Origin of the sequence: Streptomyces argenteolus (genome assembly GCF_042902585.1) — a bacterium.
GTDB lineage: Bacteria > Actinomycetota > Actinomycetes > Streptomycetales > Streptomycetaceae > Streptomyces > Streptomyces argenteolus.
In genome coordinates, this window is record NZ_JBIBEG010000011.1 from 1 (window position 1) to 15,784 (window position 15,784).

Here is a 15,784-nt window from a genome sequence, read left to right on the forward strand (position 1 = left end):
CGCGCGTCCCCCTCCGGGGGAACGACGCACGACCCTACGGGTCGTAAAGACGATAAAGCCCTACGGGCTTTCAAACCCATTCCTCCGGAATGGGTTTGGGAATTCCTCCGGAATTCCCGCATGCGGTGCGGGAATTGGTGTCGGCCTGTTCGGCGGCAGCAGGCCCCGGGGGTGACAGGAGGTCAGGCCCTGGGGCGGTCTGCCTGCACGGCTCCGCAGTGCAGGCAGACCTGAAGCCGGATCACCGCCTACCGCACGGCACGCGGCTGACGTCACGACAACTACGCGCCAACAAGAGGGTGCCTGCCCGGATCGGGGTCGCGTGAATAAATCTCCTCTGAGGCTAAGGCAATAAAGACCGATCTGCATCAGCTTCATATGCTGGGTAGAGACTGGGAATTTCCCCTACCGCCGACTGCCCAATGAAATCTAATTCTGACCCATATTGCGAATGCTACGAGACTCGCTTGAGGGCTCTCCAAATCTCCCAGAGTTTCCACCCATCAGAAATCCTGAGCAGCCGCTAATTACCGCTAGGTAAGTCACTTCGTGACGCTCAGGGAATTCTGTGGTTCTCCGCGCGGGTGCCACCGCAGAACGAACTCCGAGAAGCGCAAGCGGCCGGGCAAGGCGCCGGCGCCGGGCCGAATTGTCCGCTCGGCCCGGCGCCTCGCAACGCGCCGGACGTGCCGACTGTGCGGCATCGCCTGTAGTCGCGGCTCCGTTCAGAAGGGCCGGAAGACCTTTTCGGGATCGTCCTGGGCCCATGCCGCGAACTCCTCGAAGCCCAGGTTGCCGATGCTCAGGTTTGCGTAGACCTCGTGGACCGCTGGGGGGGGGTGGCGCGGAACTCACGCCCGAACTCGATCAGTTGCTCGTAGTCCTCACCGTCGACGCAGTCCTCCCGTGTCAGCGTGGTGACCGCCAGCAGCGGGTGGTATTCGGCCTGCATGCTTACCCGGTCGGCAATGAAGACAACGGACGGTTCCTCATCGCCGCTGACCGCAGTCAGCACCTCGTCGACGGTCGCCGCCGCCCAGGCCGGATCGTTGATGAAGTGGACCTGCGCCTCGTACTGCCTGTCTCCCCAGGGCTCCCTCAGCGCCGCCACCACGTCCTGCCGCGCTTGGTCGTCGCGGTAGTCGGTCCTGACAACCAAGGCATGAAACTCATCGCGGCCAGTGACAACGGGCAACGTTCCCATGGGTCCTTCTTCTCGGTGACGTTCGGTGAGCCGTGCCGTGACTGTCTCATGGTCGTCTGTCACGTCCCGCGGGAGGTATACGGCTCCGCCACGGGGGCGGCGTTGGCAGTATGCCCTCATCGCTGATTGGGGGGGGGCATGGTCAAGGGGCCGTACAGCCACGGGAAGACGAAGGCGGAAGTCGCAGGTGAGCTGCGCGTGTACTTGGTGCGTATCAGCCGACGCCGTAACAGGTTCCGTTGTGCTGAGCAGAGGTACTTGCAGGAGGTTAGAAGACATGTCGTGGATGCGGTGGTCTCGGGGATCGGCGTCGAGGAGGTAGCCACTGCTGCCGGCTACACCCCGAAGACTGTCGCGCGATGGGTAGCGAAGAGGAGCGGCGAGGCGCGGGGCATACCTATTGAGAGGGCTCAGGAGCGGCTTGCCCGGATCAGGGATCGTCGGCGTCGTATGTCGCAGACGGAGTTGAAGATTTCGGCGAGGGCCCGGTCTTCGGTGCGGAGATCCATAGAGGTGGGGCTTTCTGCCCAGGAGTTCTCTGACATCACCGGGTACACCAGTAAGACGGTTGATAGGTGGTTCGAGTCGTCTCGGCAGGCTTTGGAGCAGGCAGCGCGGCAGCGGGAGGTCGCGCAAGCTCGTCGGGGAAAGCGCCGGCGACCGCCCCAGCACCTGTCGCCAGACGAGCGTGCAGAGTGGCTTGCGCAGAGGGAGCGACGGCGTGCGGCTGTCATGCAGAAGAACGGGTTTCGGGTGAAGCCGGTTCGTTCTCTGGCAGCTGTGCAGGGGGTGGGTGAGGTGGCGCAGCAGCCGAGGGCACCCTGGAAGAAGACCTCGAAACCGGGCCGGAAGCGCAAGCGAAAGTGAACTGCGTCACAGGAACCTCCCGTGCGCGCGGACGCGTAGCGGGAATGCTAATCGCTACTGGCAGGTAAGTCGTCCGACACAGCACTGAGCTGACGGTCTGTTTGGGGCTACTGTCACATCCACTTCCGCAGCGATGCGTGGCCCCGTTCCCTCGGTGACGCGGCCGTGTACCGCCCATTGCTGCAGGGGTACCGACAAGTCACATGACCGATTGGGAGGTGTTCTTTTGCTCATGCCTACCGGCGCCGAGAAGGACGAGGAGGACCTTGCGTCCGAGAACGCAACGGGCCGGGAGGACCGCAGGAAGCGGCAGGGTCTCGTCAGCATGACGCTGCTCGCGCTGCTGATCGGCTTTGCAACCGGAGCCGGCGAGCAACTCGCTGAACTGCTCGCAAAGGTTCTGGGCGCGTAACAGCAGCGAGCCCCCTCGTGTCTCACCACTCGGGGGCCCACCTGCGGTGTCCTTCACTGGTGGCGGAACCCGTCTCTCATTCCACTGACGGCGGGTTTCGCCACGCGGGCACACGCTACGGAAGTGTAGGAGCGAAGAGAAGACTCCCCGTACCCCGTCCTGAACAGACCTCAGTAGCTGACCCCGGCTGAGGGCTGGCAGGCCCCCGCTGGGGGCTGGGCAGCACCAAAGGGGGCCGGGGCTCGGCCCAATCGGGCCCTGAGGGCCGCTGGGCGCCCTGCAGAGCCAATCGGGCGGGTCGGGCCTAGTGTCCGGCCTCCGGGTAGGGAGGATGGGGCGCACGAGCTCGCGTCCGATACTGAATCAGCGGGAGGCTGCCGCCGGGTGCGGTGTCAGCCGCACGGCCATCCGCCGGCGCCGGGAGGCCGGCAACCTGCCAGGCGCGCGAGCGCACGGTGGCCCCGGTGGCAAAGAAGCAGAGCGTGGCGGCTCTGCGGGTCGACTGGAGCGTGTGCGGCATGAGCACGCTGTGGCCGTGGCCCAGGGCGAGCACGGCCGCTTCCTGGCCCATGCCGAGGCGCAGCACCTGCGGCAACAGGCGAAGGCGCAGACTCCGTCGGCGGGCGGATTTGCGGGGAATGAGCCGAGTGCGGCCATTCGCAGCTCGCTGACGGTGGTCCGGCCGGTCGAGAAGGGGCGCAGCCTCGATCTGGACCTCCTGGCCGGCCGGGGTGGTGTCCAGCAGTGTGCGGGCTGCGCGGTGTTCAAAACAGCGATGCCCGCCCGGGATGGGTACGAGAACGGACGCCCCCCGGAGGCCGGGACGACAGGAGCAAACGGCTCCCAGGGCCGTACGGCTGCTGGAAGGATCAGCTCATGCTCATCACACCCCGGCCGGGAGCCGACCCTCGCAACCTCCTCCAAGCCCTCGGTGGTGCCCAGCTGGCGGCGGCGAACCTCCGCAGCTCCCACAAAGGCCGTGCCTACACCCAGCTTCTGGCCTATCTCGAATGGGCCACCGAGGCGGCCGGTGTCCTGCGCCATCAGGTCCGCGACGCCGACATCGACCACTTGGTACTCACCCGCCGGTACCAGGCACTCCTTGGTAGCTGCGGAAGCCTCGCCGGAAGCTCCCAGGAGCGTCTGGTCAACGGCCTGGTGGACCTTGAACTGGCGGAGCGGATACAGGCTCTCCAGGCCGCTGGCGAGGCGCTGAAGGCGCAGATGGACCGGTGGAGCCAGCCGGAGGTCCTCGTGGTCGCCGACTCCAGTTTCTACGTCCAGAACGCCCAGAAGCTCGCGGAAGCCGATCTGCACCAGATTCTGGATCTGCGGTCTCACGACGATGTCCGTCTCCTCTTCCCGATCACGGTCGTTGACGAACTCGATGGCCTGAAGGAGTCCGGCAAGGAAAGGAGCCGCTGGCGCGCGTCCCACACCCTCGGACTTCTGGACGGGATCCTGGGCGGGCGCACTTCCAGCGTTTGGCGAAGTCGGAGCTCCTCCTCCTGCGGCGACGGAAGCATGGAAATCCGCGGCCAGGTGAGCGTCGAGATCGTTCTGGATCAGCCTGGTCACGTACGGCTCCCCATCGCCGACGACGAGATCATCGACCGGGCTGTCGCCATCCAGTCGATGGCCTCCCGAGCCGTACGACTGCTGACGTGCGACAACGGGCAGCACACACGAGGGTGGGCGGCGGGGCTAGAGGTGACGAAGATTCCCGCGAAGGACCCCGGTCCGGAACCGGACTGGGCCTCTCAAGGCAAGCCGGGTAACGGGACGAGGCAAAGGCGTCGTGACCGTGCGGCCGCATCAGCGGCGGCACAGCCGCCGGCGGTTGAACCCTCCGCAGTCGAACCATCGACGTTCGAGGCGTCGGCGACTACTTAACGGGCGTGCAGCGACGGCTCAAGAGGGGTTTCAAATGCCGCAGCAGTTCGGTCACTCCGGGGCTTGTAGCCGTCGCACCGGATTCGGTCTTCTCGATCTCGGGCAACACCCAGCAGGTCCTGAGCGGCGATGTAGTCGCAGGTCCCGAGTGCTACCTGCGTGCCACCCCGCCCTGAGCCGCGCGCGGGGACCGCTGTACGCCATGGGGAAGCGCCAGCCACCCATCACGCCAGAAGTGGTCTGGATGTAGCGCTGATCAGCGGCTCAGTCAGACGCCGAGTCCGTCAGAGGTCGGTCCCCGTCTGACCTCTGGTCCTCGCAGAAGTCCACCTTTCCGCCGAATAGGCCCTCCCTCTCCCCTGTGGAAAAGACGATCTTGCCGTAGAGGGAGCGCTGACAGATCGAGGAGTGGTCTGAAGTGGGCAGTTGCATCCTCCGTCGGTCCTCCGTCGACTCAGTGAACCATTGTTTGATGCGCATGTAGCGGTATCCCTCGGCCCCTGTGTGGTCGCCGTAAACGATGTCACTGAGCCCCTTCAGGACCGCCTCGTGGGACAGAGTCTTCTTCGTTCCTGCTGGGTCCGAAAATGAGACCTGCCATGACCACTTTTGATTATCCGCGAGTGTGGCATCAGCGGGGAAAGCGCCGTCGAAGCCAGCAAGGTACTCAGCGTTCGGACCAATCACGATGCTGTCGTTTGCCCACTCGACATCGCCCAGCCAAGGAGAGGTTCCAGGAACCCCTCCGCGATCTGACGAGTCTCTTCGTCGGAAATCAGATGCTCTGCGCTCATGCTCTCTCCTCCGGCCCACTACCCGGAAGCCCACCTGAACAGGGCCCCGGGTCCCATCCTGCGTGATCGAGCGACTCCCGGTCAGGCCGACTGGGAATTGGCCACAAAGCCCCTATGACGCCTCGCTCGGCGCGGTGGGGTTCGCAGCTGCGGGGGGCGCGGTCTGGGCCGAGGTGGTCGCCGGTGCGGGGTCGGTTGCCAGGCTGGGAACGCCGAAGAGGAAGGCGAGGGCGACCAGGGTGATGGAGCCGGCGGTGAAGGCGACGCCGAGGTCGCCGGTCGGCGGGGTGGTGGTCGAGGCGGCTTTGGTGTGGCGGTGGACGGCGTAGTCGACGGCGGCAGAGACGAGGAAGATCAGGCCGGCGTCGGCATCGATGGGTACGATCATTTCCGGGCCCTTCGGGCTCAGGGGGACCGGGCGCCTCGACTCTCACATCAGCTGCGGGCAGGCCCTGCCCGGTGCGTAAGGGCGCGTCGGTGGAGCAGGGGCGGGCGAGGTGGTCGGCGCCCGGTTGGTTGTCGCTGGCCATGGTCTGCATGCGGGCGGCGAGGAGCGGCCACTGACGGGCGTTCACCAGCAGGCCAGCCTTAGCTCTTCCACGTCGGCAACGTCCACCCCACACCGGGCTCTCGGACCCACCGCACTGCACCTCACCGTGCCCCTTCCGACCGCTGAACAGAACCAGTCACGGTATCGTCGATCCCCCGTTCTGACGGGGCATCGGACACCAACAGGGGGCAGAGCGATGGCAGTCTCGGGGGCGGCGCGCGTGGGCGTTTGGGTGGTTGCCGTGGTGGCCGGTGTGGTGTCGGCGGGGCTGATCGTGGCGCTGGGGGTGAACCCGGACATGGCCGATCGGACCGCGAGCGTCACCGGCGCCGTCGTCGGACTCGCCACCCTCGTCCTCGCTGTTATCGCCCTCGTTCACAGGCCCGGAACCAGCGGCGGCGGACGCCGGGTAGAGGCCGGACGGGGCGGCCTCGCCGCTGGAGGGAGCATCACCGGCAACGCCATCGGCGACCGGTCGAAAGCCGTCGGGCCTCCGACACCGGCAGGGCCCGCTCCCGCGAGCGGTCAGGACAGCGACGTGCGCGCCGCAAGGGACGGACTCGCCGCAGGTGGCGACGTCACCGACAACGCCCTCGGCGACGACAGTGAACGCCGATGCCCCCCCCCCCCCCCCCCCCGCAGGCCACGCCGCAGCAACGACGAAGCGGCCGGGTCGCCCGGCACGCTTCCCGCAGCCTGGGACGAGCAAGAGCAGCAGGTGCCGCCGGTGCGGGTGACGGCCCGCGGTGGCGGGATCGCCGCGGGAAACGATGTCTCACACAACGCGGTGGGGCCGGGTAGTCAGGTCGTCGACAACCGGCAGACCCACATCCACCACGCCTCGGCTGAGGTGGCGTGGCCGCTCGAGATCGGTGCCGTCCCCGCTCTCGCTTCCGCGTTCCAGCCGCGGAGCGCACTGCGGGAGCGGGTGGATGAGGTGCGTGCGCAGGGGGCGGGGGCGGTGCTGACGCAGGTGCTGTCGGGCGGCGGGGGTGTCGGCAAGTCACAGCTGGCCGCCGCGTATGCCAGCGAAGCGCTTCACGACGGCACCGACCTCGTCCTGTGGGCGCCCGCTGTAGAGGTCCAGCAGGTCGTCACTCTTTACGCCCAGGCGGCCCTCCTTGCCGCCGCCCCAGGTGCGACAGGCGAGGACCCGGAGGGGGACGCGCGGGCGTTGCTGGGGTGGCTGGCGACGACTTACAGGCGGTAGCTGGTCGTCCTCGACGACATCACCGACCCCGCCGGAATGGTCGGCTGGTGGCCTGCCAGCCGGACCGGGACCGGGTGGGTGCTGGCCACCACCCGCCTGACCGACGCCGCACTGACCGGCAACGGCCGCAAGCGCGTACCGGTGGACGTCTACACCCCCGACGAAGCGGCTGACTACCTCCGCACCCGGCTCACCGACGACGACGCCGGACACCTCCTCGACAACACCGTCCAGGACCTGGCCACGGCACTCGGGCACCTCCCGCTGGCCCTCGGGCACGCCGCCGCCTACATGCTCAACCAAGACCTCCCCTGCGCGCAGTACCTGGACCGCTTCAACGACACCAACCGCCGTCTGGAACACGTACTCCCCAATACGGCCGACGCCGACGGCTACGGCCGCCAAATCGCGACCACGCTGCTGCTCTCACTCGACGCCGCACAGCGCACCGATCCTGTAGGTCTGGCACGGCCCGCACTCCAGATAGCCGCGCACCTCGACCCCGCCGGACACCCCCACGCTCTATGGAGCGCTCCCGCCATCTTGGCCCACCTCACCGAACAGCGGGACCTCGTCCCAAAGGCTGCCGACAACACGCCGGAACCGGTTACCAGCGAAGAGGCCGAGGCGGTGCTGCGGGTCCTGCACCGGTACGCGCTGATCACCAGCGACCGCCGGCAAGAATCCCGCGCTGTCCGCGTGCACGCCCTCACCGCCCGCGCCGTACGCGAAACCACCCCCGCCGAGACGCTCCGCCCGCTCGCTCAGGCGGCCGCAGACGCACTCATGCACATCTGGCCCGACCCCGACCAGCCCCACCCCGACCTGGCCGCCACACTGCGCACCAATACCGACCAACTCCACCAGACCACCGGCAACGAACTCTGGCACCAAAAGGGCTACAAGGCCCTCTACAGGGCCGGCAAGAGCCTGCTTGAGGCCGGCCTAATCTCAACAGCCACCGCGTACTGGGAACGACTTGACGATTCGAGCCAGCAGGTCCTAGTACTCCAGCCGGACTTTGATGTTCTGCCTGGTCAACGGCTTGGGTGTGGGGATTGTAGCGGGGTGGTGCCGGAAGCGGGACGGGTTCGCGAGGCCCGTCCCGCGAACGAGTGCCCGCGCCGTGTGTAGTGACATCGGCGTGCTCTGGCCTGGTGCCGGCGGCGCCATCGTGACCAGTTCATCGAGTGGTCGCCCCGTGCAGCAGGAGGTCGGTGGGCAGCTGCCAGCAGACGCCGAATCTCGGCTGGTGTGAGGTCCACGAGGTCGGGTGTGTCCCGCTCGCGTCCCCCTTTTCCCTCGCGTGGGCGGCGGTGACGGCCAGGAACGCGTGGGCGAGCATGGCGAGGGTGATGTGCCGGTGCCAGCCGGTGTAGCGGCGGACTTCGTACTGGTCGAGGCCGCATTCGTTCTTCGCGCTCTGGAAGCACTCCTCGATCTTCCAGCGGCAGCCGGCGATTTGCACGAGGTCGGCGAGGGTGGCCTGCAGGGGTGCCGAAGCCAGGAAGTAGGCGAGCTCGTCCGGCTTGGTGATGCTGCGGCGGGCAAGCATCCATCGCTGGCGGGTGGGCTCGTCACCGTCGAACTCCCAGACAGCCGGCAGCCGGGCGGCGGCCCAATCGTAGATTCGTGGCCCTTTCGCGCCGTCGCCGCAGGAGAGCCGCTGCCATGCTTCGGCAGGAGCCTGGCCGATGAGGTGGTCGATGCGAGGGCCGTGGACCTGCTGGGACTTGGGCACGGCCATGACGTAGGACAGGCCGGCGTCTTCCAGGAAGCGGCGGAAGCGGGAGTCCTGCCCGTAGGCGGCGTCAGCGGTGACCCAGGTGACGGGCAGCGGGGAGGCGAGTGCCCGCAGGACCATGGTGCGGGCCAGGTCGTTCTTCGTCGCGAAGCCGCGCTCGCTGGGGATCTTGGCAGCGCGGCAGCGCTCGAGGTCGTCGGTCCAGGACTTGGGCAGGTAGAGCTCGCGGTCGACCAAGGCGTGACCCAGAGGGGTGGCGTAGGCGGCGAAGACGCCGATCTGGCAGTTCTCGGTGCGGCCGGCAGTGCCGGAGTACTGCCTTTGCACCCCGGCTGAGGTGATGCCTTTCTTGACGAAGCCGGTGTCGTCGATGATCAGGACACCGTCTTCGGCGCCGAGATGCTCGGCGACATAACCCTGCAGGTCATCGCGGATCTCGTCGGCCTCCCACTGGCTTTTCGCCAACAGGTGCTCCAGTCCGTCCGGCGTGGAGTGCCCGGCGAACTCGGCCAGTTGCCAGGAGTTCTTGCGGCCCACCGGGCCGAGCAGGCCACGGACGTAGTCCCGCATCCGGCGCCTCGGCTCGACACGCGAGAAGCGATGCCCGACCTGCAGGAAGAGTTCTTCCAGTTCCTGTTCCCACTCGTTGGCGGGTACGTCGTCAATCACACCGATTGGCTGTCCAGCCCGATGTCACTACACACGGCGCGGGCACTCGTTCGCGGGACGGGCCTCGCGAACCCGTCCCGCTTCCGGCACCACCCCGCTACAATCCCCACACCCAAGCCGTTGACCAGGCAGAACATCAAAGTCCGGCTGGAGTACTAAGCCGGGCAGAGCGTCGGTGTCAGGACATACATGGTCGGCGCACTCCGGCAGGATGGACGCCCACAAGGAAGTGGGCACAGCAGTTCGGAAGGGCCGGTGGTGCGGGAGAGGCCCGGAACCGCATCCTCCAGTACCCGGTCGACGGGATCTCCAGGACCGTTCGCAGCGCGAGAAGGGGCCTCTCGGTGCCGGCCTGTGGCCATAGCGCCGTGAAGGTCGCCGGCAGTCGGTCGGCCGTGCGCAGCAGGTCCGCGACGAAGGCGTGGGCGGACACCTCCGGCTTACACATCCGCTGTGCCGGCGCCTCGACGTCGACGACGAACCGGTGGAAATCGCTGATGCGGGAGCCCGACGGGTGAGAGCCGCCCTGGCACAACCTCGGTTCAAGCACCTTTCCCTATTGCTCCAGTCGCACCTCTGGCACGTAACCATGTCAGTCGAAGCGGTCCTCTTCGGTCCTGCGATGGTCGAGCAGCCACTGAAAGAACCGGGCGATCACGTCGTGGGTGAACTGCCATTGGCGCAGAGGCGGAGGTGTGATCACAAGGATCGCGTCGCTTCCCGCAGCGAAGAGGTCGTTGAATCGGTCGACCCGCGGTATCCACTGCGACATTGCGGCAGTGAGCGCGGCCTCGTCGGGATCTGTCGTACCGAAGAGGCCGCCCATGAACATCCGGAACCGGTGCCGGTAGCCGCCGGGCACGTCGCCGTCGAGGTAGTAGGCAATCAGTGCGGAGGACAGTGGCGTACCCTGGAGCCAACTTCGAGCAATGTTGAAACCGTCAATGTCGCCTAGCAGGTCGGCGTCCGGAGCCGACATGTGGAAATACCCGTCGAAGTCGACCCGCCCGTCCGCCAAGTGTGGCAGGACAACGGGTGCGTCAGGCTGCCCGTCCTGCTCGGTCCATACGGCGCCGATGCCGAGGTCGGCCACCCATGATGCAGGGTCGATGGCCGGCACGCCAAAGGTGACGTACGGCTCGCCCGCTCGGCCATGTGCCAGGGCGTCCATGGTCAGGAGTACATGCCCGAGATCCACCCGCTCGGCGGTGGCGTCGACAAGGTAGGGGCTCGGGTTGTCCAGGGGCCGCCCGGGCGTGGGGTTTTCAGGTGCCCGCTGGACGAGGCGACCGAAGAAGATCGGTTCCATACCCGCAGGGGTCAGGATACGGCGACTGCCGTCAGGCCGGCGAAACGGCGCGTCGGGCAGCAGGTGGTCGAACGCGACTTCACGGAAGGTCAGGCCGTCGGGATCGGTGCCGGGGTAGTAGAGCTGGCGGATCATCGTGAGGATCGCTTCCGCGGTCTCGCCCGGGTTCGCGCTCTCGGCTCCCTGTATGGCTTCCAACACGTCGTCAACGGAGAGATCACCGGGCTGGTGCGGCGGCGGAGGGAAGGGCACTTCGTCCACGAAGATGGCGTCGAGCGTCTTCATCGTGTTCACGCCGACCACGCCGTCGTTTGGGAAGATGTGCTGCTCGGTCTTGAAATGCACCACCGCGTCGGCCGTCTCCGGACCGTAGACGCTGTCTGCGCCGTGCTCCGGAAGAGCGAACCCCGCATCGAGTAGGGCCTGTTGTACTTTGCGGACGTGCCGTCCGGTCTCGAACGGCCCGGTCGGGCTACTGACCAGGAGCCGGTGCTGGCCGGCCAGTACCTGCTCCAGGATCTCGTCGTAGCGGAACCGGAAAGCTAGCAACGGCATTGGAGGCCTCCCTTGTGGACACGGCCAATAACCCGCCAGCGATGAGTGAGGGGCGATCGGTCAGCCGAGGTAGCTGGCTGGAGTCTGACCGGCGGGAATCATGACCATGTGCTCGACCGCGGTTCCCATGCCCGGCAACCCCACGACTGCCAACGTGCCGCCAGACTGCGTAGTCCGATCAGCCGGCGGCACCATCAGGCTGAACCCTTCCAGCGCCCGCTGAGCGGCATGCATTCGGAGCAGCGATATTCCCAGAATCTCACTGCCGAGTCCCGGCTTCCACCCCAGGGGTGTTGCAAAGCCTCATGATCTTGTGAGTCTGCCGGTCAGGCGATGCCCAGGAGCTCGAGCCGCAACCCGGACGACCTCCCGGTTCTGCTCCTCGGTGTAGCCAGGGCTGTCGGCCTGGAGGACCCGGGTGATCGCTGTGCAGCTGCTTGTCGCGCTCCCCCCGTACATCGGCTCGGCAGGCCAGGGCAAGGCCCGGGCGTACTGCGATGATGGGCACGCTGGCGGGCGGGCAGTACCAAGTGCTGTCCCGCCGATCCAGGCCGTCGGGGTCTCACGGTCGGCGGCCACCACGCGTGGGAGGCGGCCCGCACGGCTGCCTCCAGCACCACGTCCGACGCGAGCTGGGCCCTACGCTGCGCAGGCCCCTGGCGTGTGCAGGTGAGGTGAAGCGCTCCCTGGACCTGATCACGCAGCACAAGCGGCCCGACCGGGCCGGCGGGCGAGCCGCTTGGCGAAAGGCCGACCAGGCAGCGCGCGTCGCGGTCGCCACGGAACTCGCGACGCACGGCCCTGAAGCGGCAGGCGAACTGATCGATCCCCTGCTGAAGCGCCTGGACGCCGCCCGCCATGCGATCCACAGCCAAGGACCGCTGACCTCACTGGCAGAACTCCTGCCGACTGCTGCCTACCTGCCGTCTGCACACCAGTCGCTCTTCGACTCGGTGATGGAAGGGGCCCGCGTGCAAGTCGCGCGAAGCAATCCGCAGTCCTGGAATCCCGAAGGTGTCATCCTGGAGGCCTTCTTGCGCATAGGTGCTGGAGAAGACCCCGGCCGGCAACTGGACTCGCTGGCGAGAGACCTGGCCGCCCGCGGGGCCAGACTCTTTCCCACCGCCGCTCTGGCAGTACTCCACGCGGCTCTGTGCGACACCGCCGGCGCCCAGCGAGTTGCCACCCTGCGCGCTGCCCCACACCAAAAGGCGGCGGCGCTGTCCGCCGTGGCATCACACCTCGCCCGCGTCCCACCCCGCCCCTGCCCCGTCCCCAACTCCATCGGCACAGACCGCTTCACCCACGCCATCCAGCATCTGGCACTGAAGGTGACCTCAGCCACCCGCCCCGACAACGAGACTCCCATCAAGCTTCTCCACCAGGCCCTGGCTACTGCCGGCTGGCATCACGCGATCCCAGTTCTGGCTCGTCTCGCCCCTGAAGCGGTTGCCGCCGTCCGTGACATCGTCATGGTCCACCTTCGCGCATCGCACGTCTCCCAAATCTGATGACTTGACCGCGTGAACCTCAGCTGGTTTTTTAACGACCTTGCCGCGCAGCCGAGTTGAGCGCCCGCTGCCCTGCAAGGGCTGATGCCACAGCAGTGCGGCCTTGGTGTGATCATGTGTGTTGTCGAGACGCTGTTGATCATGCCAAGGCCGCGAGGGTGAGTCTGCTGCACGACGCTGTCCACGTTGAATCCCTGACCGTGTTGTCGCGGTTCCGGACCGATTTCTACGACTGCCTGACTGCCCGCGCGGACGCGTTGTTCGAGGTGACCAACTCGGTGCTGCGCACCGACGGGCCGGTGCGGTCGCATGTCGACCTCGCGCTGGCGCCCGAGCACCGCCTGGGTCACGGCGCCCTCTACGCCGGTCTCAACCGCGGCCGGGTGGACGTCGCCCGGCTGCGGCGTGTCCTGGCTCGGTCTGGTAGCCGCGGCCGTCAAGGCCGCCGTTTCGGGTCTCTGCTGTGTCAGTGTCCGCTGTTGCCGTAACCGTCGTCCCCGTGGCCATAGCCGTAGTCATCGGTGGGGTGCGGGGTCGGGGGGGGCGACGGAGAGGTGCTGTGTTCCTTGTTGGTGAGGGTGCAGGTGACCGTGTCTCCTGCGGTGAGGGTGACCTGGTCGTTGATGACCGGTACGTCGTCGCCTTCGGAGTCCTCGCATTCCCAGCCGGTCGGCCGGTAGCCCTCGGGGCCGCCGGTTTCACCGAGGGTGTAGGTGCCGGGAGGCACCGTCACGTCGGTGACGGCCGCGCTGCCGCTGGTGCCGGAGAGGCTTCCAGGGCCGGTGGCCGTCAGCGTCCAGTCGCCGGGTTGCGCGGTTCCGCCGTGCTGGTTGATGACGCGCTTGACCAGGGTCAGGCGGGACGCTTCCTCGTCTTGGCAGCTCACGGTGTTGCGTACGGTGAACGTGTTCTCGGTCTCGGTGAGCTGCGCTTCGTAGGGCAGAGATTCGTCGGCCGTGGTTCCGTTGGCGGAGACGATGCGGCTGCTGTCCAGGATGCACGTGTTGGGGATGGTGACGGTTTCGGCGATCGTCGTGGTGTCGCCGAGGGTGTAGCCGTCGCGGTCATCACCCCACTCCTGGGCGGTGGGGCCGCTGGTGCCGGGGCCGGTCAGGGTGAGCTCCGCGTCGTAGCCGTCCGGACGGTCGTCGTGATCGTAGGTCTCACCGTCGATGAGCCATTCCTTCTCGACGGTGATCTCGGCTTCCTCGTCCTGCTGCGGCCGGTTGTACATGGTGCAGCTGATCGCGGAGAGCCGGGGGACGTCCACGCCGAAGCCGGGGTTTCCGGTCGTTCCGGTGTTGGTGACCTGGACGGGTTCGCCGGTGTCGAGGTCGGTGCAGACGGCGTTGAGTCCGCCCTGGGTGATCAGGTCGTAGCCGGGGCGTTGGTCCTCGGTCACGGCGATGTCCGCGGAGTCGGTGCCGGTCGGGTAGGTGGGGTTGAAGGAGACGGCACCGGTGCGGTCGGCGGTGGTCTCCTGGGTGTCGGGCAGCCCGCCGATGCCAGGGGTCGTGGTCGTCGCGGTGAACTCCCAGCCCTCGCCCGCAGGGGTCGCTCCGGTGATGTCCTCACCGGTGTTGTCCTCCGGGACGATCTGCTTGACGACCGACAGCGTCCCGGCGCAGTTGCTGAGTGCGAGTTCGGTCAGGGCCTGACCGGCGCCGGCGAAGTCGGCGGTCTGGTAGTAGTCGGCGGTGAGCGGGTTGCTGCCGTCGAAGGCTTCCGGGCCCGAGATGGCCCGGAGGTTCAGTCCGGACACGCCCTCGACGCCCCGGCCGACGCCCACGGCGACGACGCGGGAGCCCTTGGCCTTGACCGCGTTGGCGGCGAAGATCCCGCCCTCGACGTCGGCGAAGTGGGTGTGGGAGCCGTCGCCCTGGCGGGCGTTGTTCCAGTAGGTGGGGTTGCCGTCGGTGAGCACGACGACCGCGTCGTACTGCGGTTCGGCCTTGGCCACCGCGTACAGGCCCTGGTCCCAGTTGGTGCCCGAGCCCAGGGCCCAGTCGGCGTACAGGTCCTTGAAGGCGTCGGCCCCCGACTGGGTGGAGACCGGCATCAGCTCCGGATAGTTCGCCGTGCCCGTGCTCGGGGAGCCGCGGTCGAACGAGAAGAGCGCCATCCGGGAGGGGGTCTGGGCCAGCGCGTCGGTGAACCCGTTCGCCGCCGCCTTCAGATCGGGCAGCGCGCTACCCACGGACGCGGAGAGGTCCAGAACGAGAGCGACGTCCAGGCCGCACTGCTCGGGGAGTTCCGGGTTGTTGCGGGACTGCTGCCAGATACCGCCGGAGGCTACATACGGGCTGGCCGCGTAATCGGTGCTGAACATGAAGTCGCCGGTGGACGAGTACGTCTGCCCCTCTTCCAGGGCCGGCGTCAGGAACCGGTACGGGGACTGCACCGAGCCGGACCCGTTTCCCGCTCCGGTCCGCAGCGAAGTGTTGGTGTACCAACCGGCAGGCACACCGTCCTCGGGCTGACCAACGAAGTAGCGAGCCCCCTCGTTCGCACCGCCGTCATTCGTATCCGGTACGACGAAGCTGCAGTCACCATCCCCGTCCGAGGTACACCGTGCCCACGGCGCGGCGATGGGGGTGGCAGCGTCTTCCGAGGCGTACAGGGCCAGACTCACCCCGGCCAGCGGGCCGATCGCCGAGTCCCCGGTCCGTTCACCGCCCGTCCTCACTGTCACCACCGAGCTGCCGGGCGCGGGGGGCGGGACCGTGGCATAGGCGGCAGCCCCCAACGACGCGGCGAGAGCGACCACACCCGCCAGCATCCGGCCGACGGGCCGGCGCTTTCCAGCACCGCGGCCCGGCTCGGCCAGGCCCTTCCCAGGCACACCCATGAATTCCCCTTTGAAATGATTCGTAGAGAGAATTCATTTAAGCATTTTTTCAGTCGATACCAGTTGATTAGTTCAATTGTGGGCGGGGTCGGTGGGACAGTGATCCTCCGAACGAGCTGGAGGATTACCGAACGCGGCGGTCCAAAATCCTTTGCGTCACCAGGCGGTGGCGGGCGCCTCACCGTCACTCTCCTCTCACTTGGCGCCCAACTCCGCAC

The 15,784-nt window shown here is 67.3% G+C and carries 13 protein-coding genes and 1 pseudogene; 7 read left to right on the forward strand and 7 right to left on the reverse strand.

Going from position 1 to position 15,784, the window contains the following annotated elements; all coding sequences use genetic code 11:
• Positions 1-725 precede the first annotated feature (725 nt).
• Positions 726-806 (reverse strand): hypothetical protein, encoded by an 81-nt coding sequence (locus ACFY8O_RS29910; RefSeq protein WP_387908148.1) that lies wholly within the window; start codon positions 804-806, stop codon positions 726-728.
• Positions 803-1,204 (reverse strand): DUF6924 domain-containing protein, encoded by a 402-nt coding sequence (locus tag ACFY8O_RS29915; RefSeq protein ID WP_387907829.1) that lies wholly within the window; start codon positions 1,202-1,204, stop codon positions 803-805. The genes ACFY8O_RS29910 and ACFY8O_RS29915 overlap by 4 nt, the downstream gene beginning before the upstream one ends.
• A 138-nt stretch (positions 1,205-1,342) precedes the next feature.
• Between ACFY8O_RS29915 and ACFY8O_RS29920 the strand changes: the two genes are divergently transcribed.
• The 3 genes from ACFY8O_RS29920 (at position 1,343) to ACFY8O_RS29930 (ending at position 4,376) form a co-directional block, all read left to right on the forward strand.
• Positions 1,343-2,071: a hypothetical protein gene (locus ACFY8O_RS29920; RefSeq protein ID WP_387907832.1), complete on the forward strand. Its 729-nt coding sequence runs from the start codon at positions 1,343-1,345 to the stop codon at positions 2,069-2,071.
• A 232-nt stretch (positions 2,072-2,303) separates the two neighbouring features.
• On the forward strand, positions 2,304-2,483 hold the full coding sequence (locus ACFY8O_RS29925; protein WP_387907834.1) for a hypothetical protein: 180 nt from the start codon (positions 2,304-2,306) through the stop codon (positions 2,481-2,483).
• A gap of 876 nt (positions 2,484-3,359) precedes the next feature.
• Positions 3,360-4,376, forward strand: coding sequence for a PIN domain-containing protein (locus ACFY8O_RS29930; protein ID WP_387907837.1), 1,017 nt, complete (start codon positions 3,360-3,362; stop codon positions 4,374-4,376).
• Positions 4,377-4,640: 264 nt separating this feature from the next.
• On the opposite strand, the gene ACFY8O_RS29935 is transcribed toward ACFY8O_RS29930, so the two are convergent.
• The gene (locus ACFY8O_RS29935) at positions 4,641-5,063 is read right to left on the reverse strand and encodes a hypothetical protein (RefSeq protein WP_387907839.1); all 423 of its coding nucleotides are present in this window, start codon (positions 5,061-5,063) and stop codon (positions 4,641-4,643) included.
• A 219-nt stretch (positions 5,064-5,282) separates the two neighbouring features.
• The gene (locus ACFY8O_RS29940) at positions 5,283-5,558 is read right to left on the reverse strand and encodes a hypothetical protein (protein WP_387907842.1); all 276 of its coding nucleotides are present in this window, start codon (positions 5,556-5,558) and stop codon (positions 5,283-5,285) included.
• A gap of 358 nt (positions 5,559-5,916) precedes the next feature.
• Here ACFY8O_RS29940 and ACFY8O_RS29945 point away from each other — a divergent pair, with 358 nt between their 5' ends.
• Positions 5,917-6,930 (forward strand): hypothetical protein, encoded by a 1,014-nt coding sequence (locus ACFY8O_RS29945; RefSeq protein ID WP_387907844.1) that lies wholly within the window; start codon positions 5,917-5,919, stop codon positions 6,928-6,930.
• A gap of 78 nt (positions 6,931-7,008) precedes the next feature.
• The gene (locus ACFY8O_RS29950) at positions 7,009-8,064 is read left to right on the forward strand and encodes a hypothetical protein (protein WP_387907847.1); all 1,056 of its coding nucleotides are present in this window, start codon (positions 7,009-7,011) and stop codon (positions 8,062-8,064) included.
• 49 nt (positions 8,065-8,113) lie between these two features.
• Here ACFY8O_RS29950 and ACFY8O_RS29955 read toward each other — a convergent pair whose 3' ends face one another.
• Together ACFY8O_RS29955 and ACFY8O_RS29960 are read right to left on the reverse strand one after the other, a co-directional pair.
• Positions 8,114-9,343: an IS701 family transposase gene (locus ACFY8O_RS29955; RefSeq protein WP_449341834.1), complete on the reverse strand. Its 1,230-nt coding sequence runs from the start codon at positions 9,341-9,343 to the stop codon at positions 8,114-8,116.
• A gap of 592 nt (positions 9,344-9,935) precedes the next feature.
• A complete protein-coding gene (locus ACFY8O_RS29960; RefSeq protein WP_387907849.1) occupies positions 9,936-11,207 on the reverse strand; it encodes a peptidoglycan-binding domain-containing protein in 1,272 nt (423 codons plus the stop codon).
• 674 nt (positions 11,208-11,881) lie between these two features.
• Here ACFY8O_RS29960 and ACFY8O_RS29965 point away from each other — a divergent pair.
• Positions 11,882-12,718 (forward strand): hypothetical protein, encoded by an 837-nt coding sequence (locus ACFY8O_RS29965; RefSeq protein ID WP_387907851.1) that lies wholly within the window; start codon positions 11,882-11,884, stop codon positions 12,716-12,718.
• A gap of 158 nt (positions 12,719-12,876) precedes the next feature.
• Positions 12,877-13,134 (forward strand): annotated as a pseudogene (locus tag ACFY8O_RS29970) (transposase); the annotation flags it as partial.
• A 50-nt stretch (positions 13,135-13,184) separates the two neighbouring features.
• Here ACFY8O_RS29970 and ACFY8O_RS29975 read toward each other — a convergent pair.
• The gene (locus ACFY8O_RS29975) at positions 13,185-15,566 is read right to left on the reverse strand and encodes a hypothetical protein (RefSeq protein ID WP_387907854.1); all 2,382 of its coding nucleotides are present in this window, start codon (positions 15,564-15,566) and stop codon (positions 13,185-13,187) included.
• Positions 15,567-15,784: the final 218 nt, after the last annotated feature.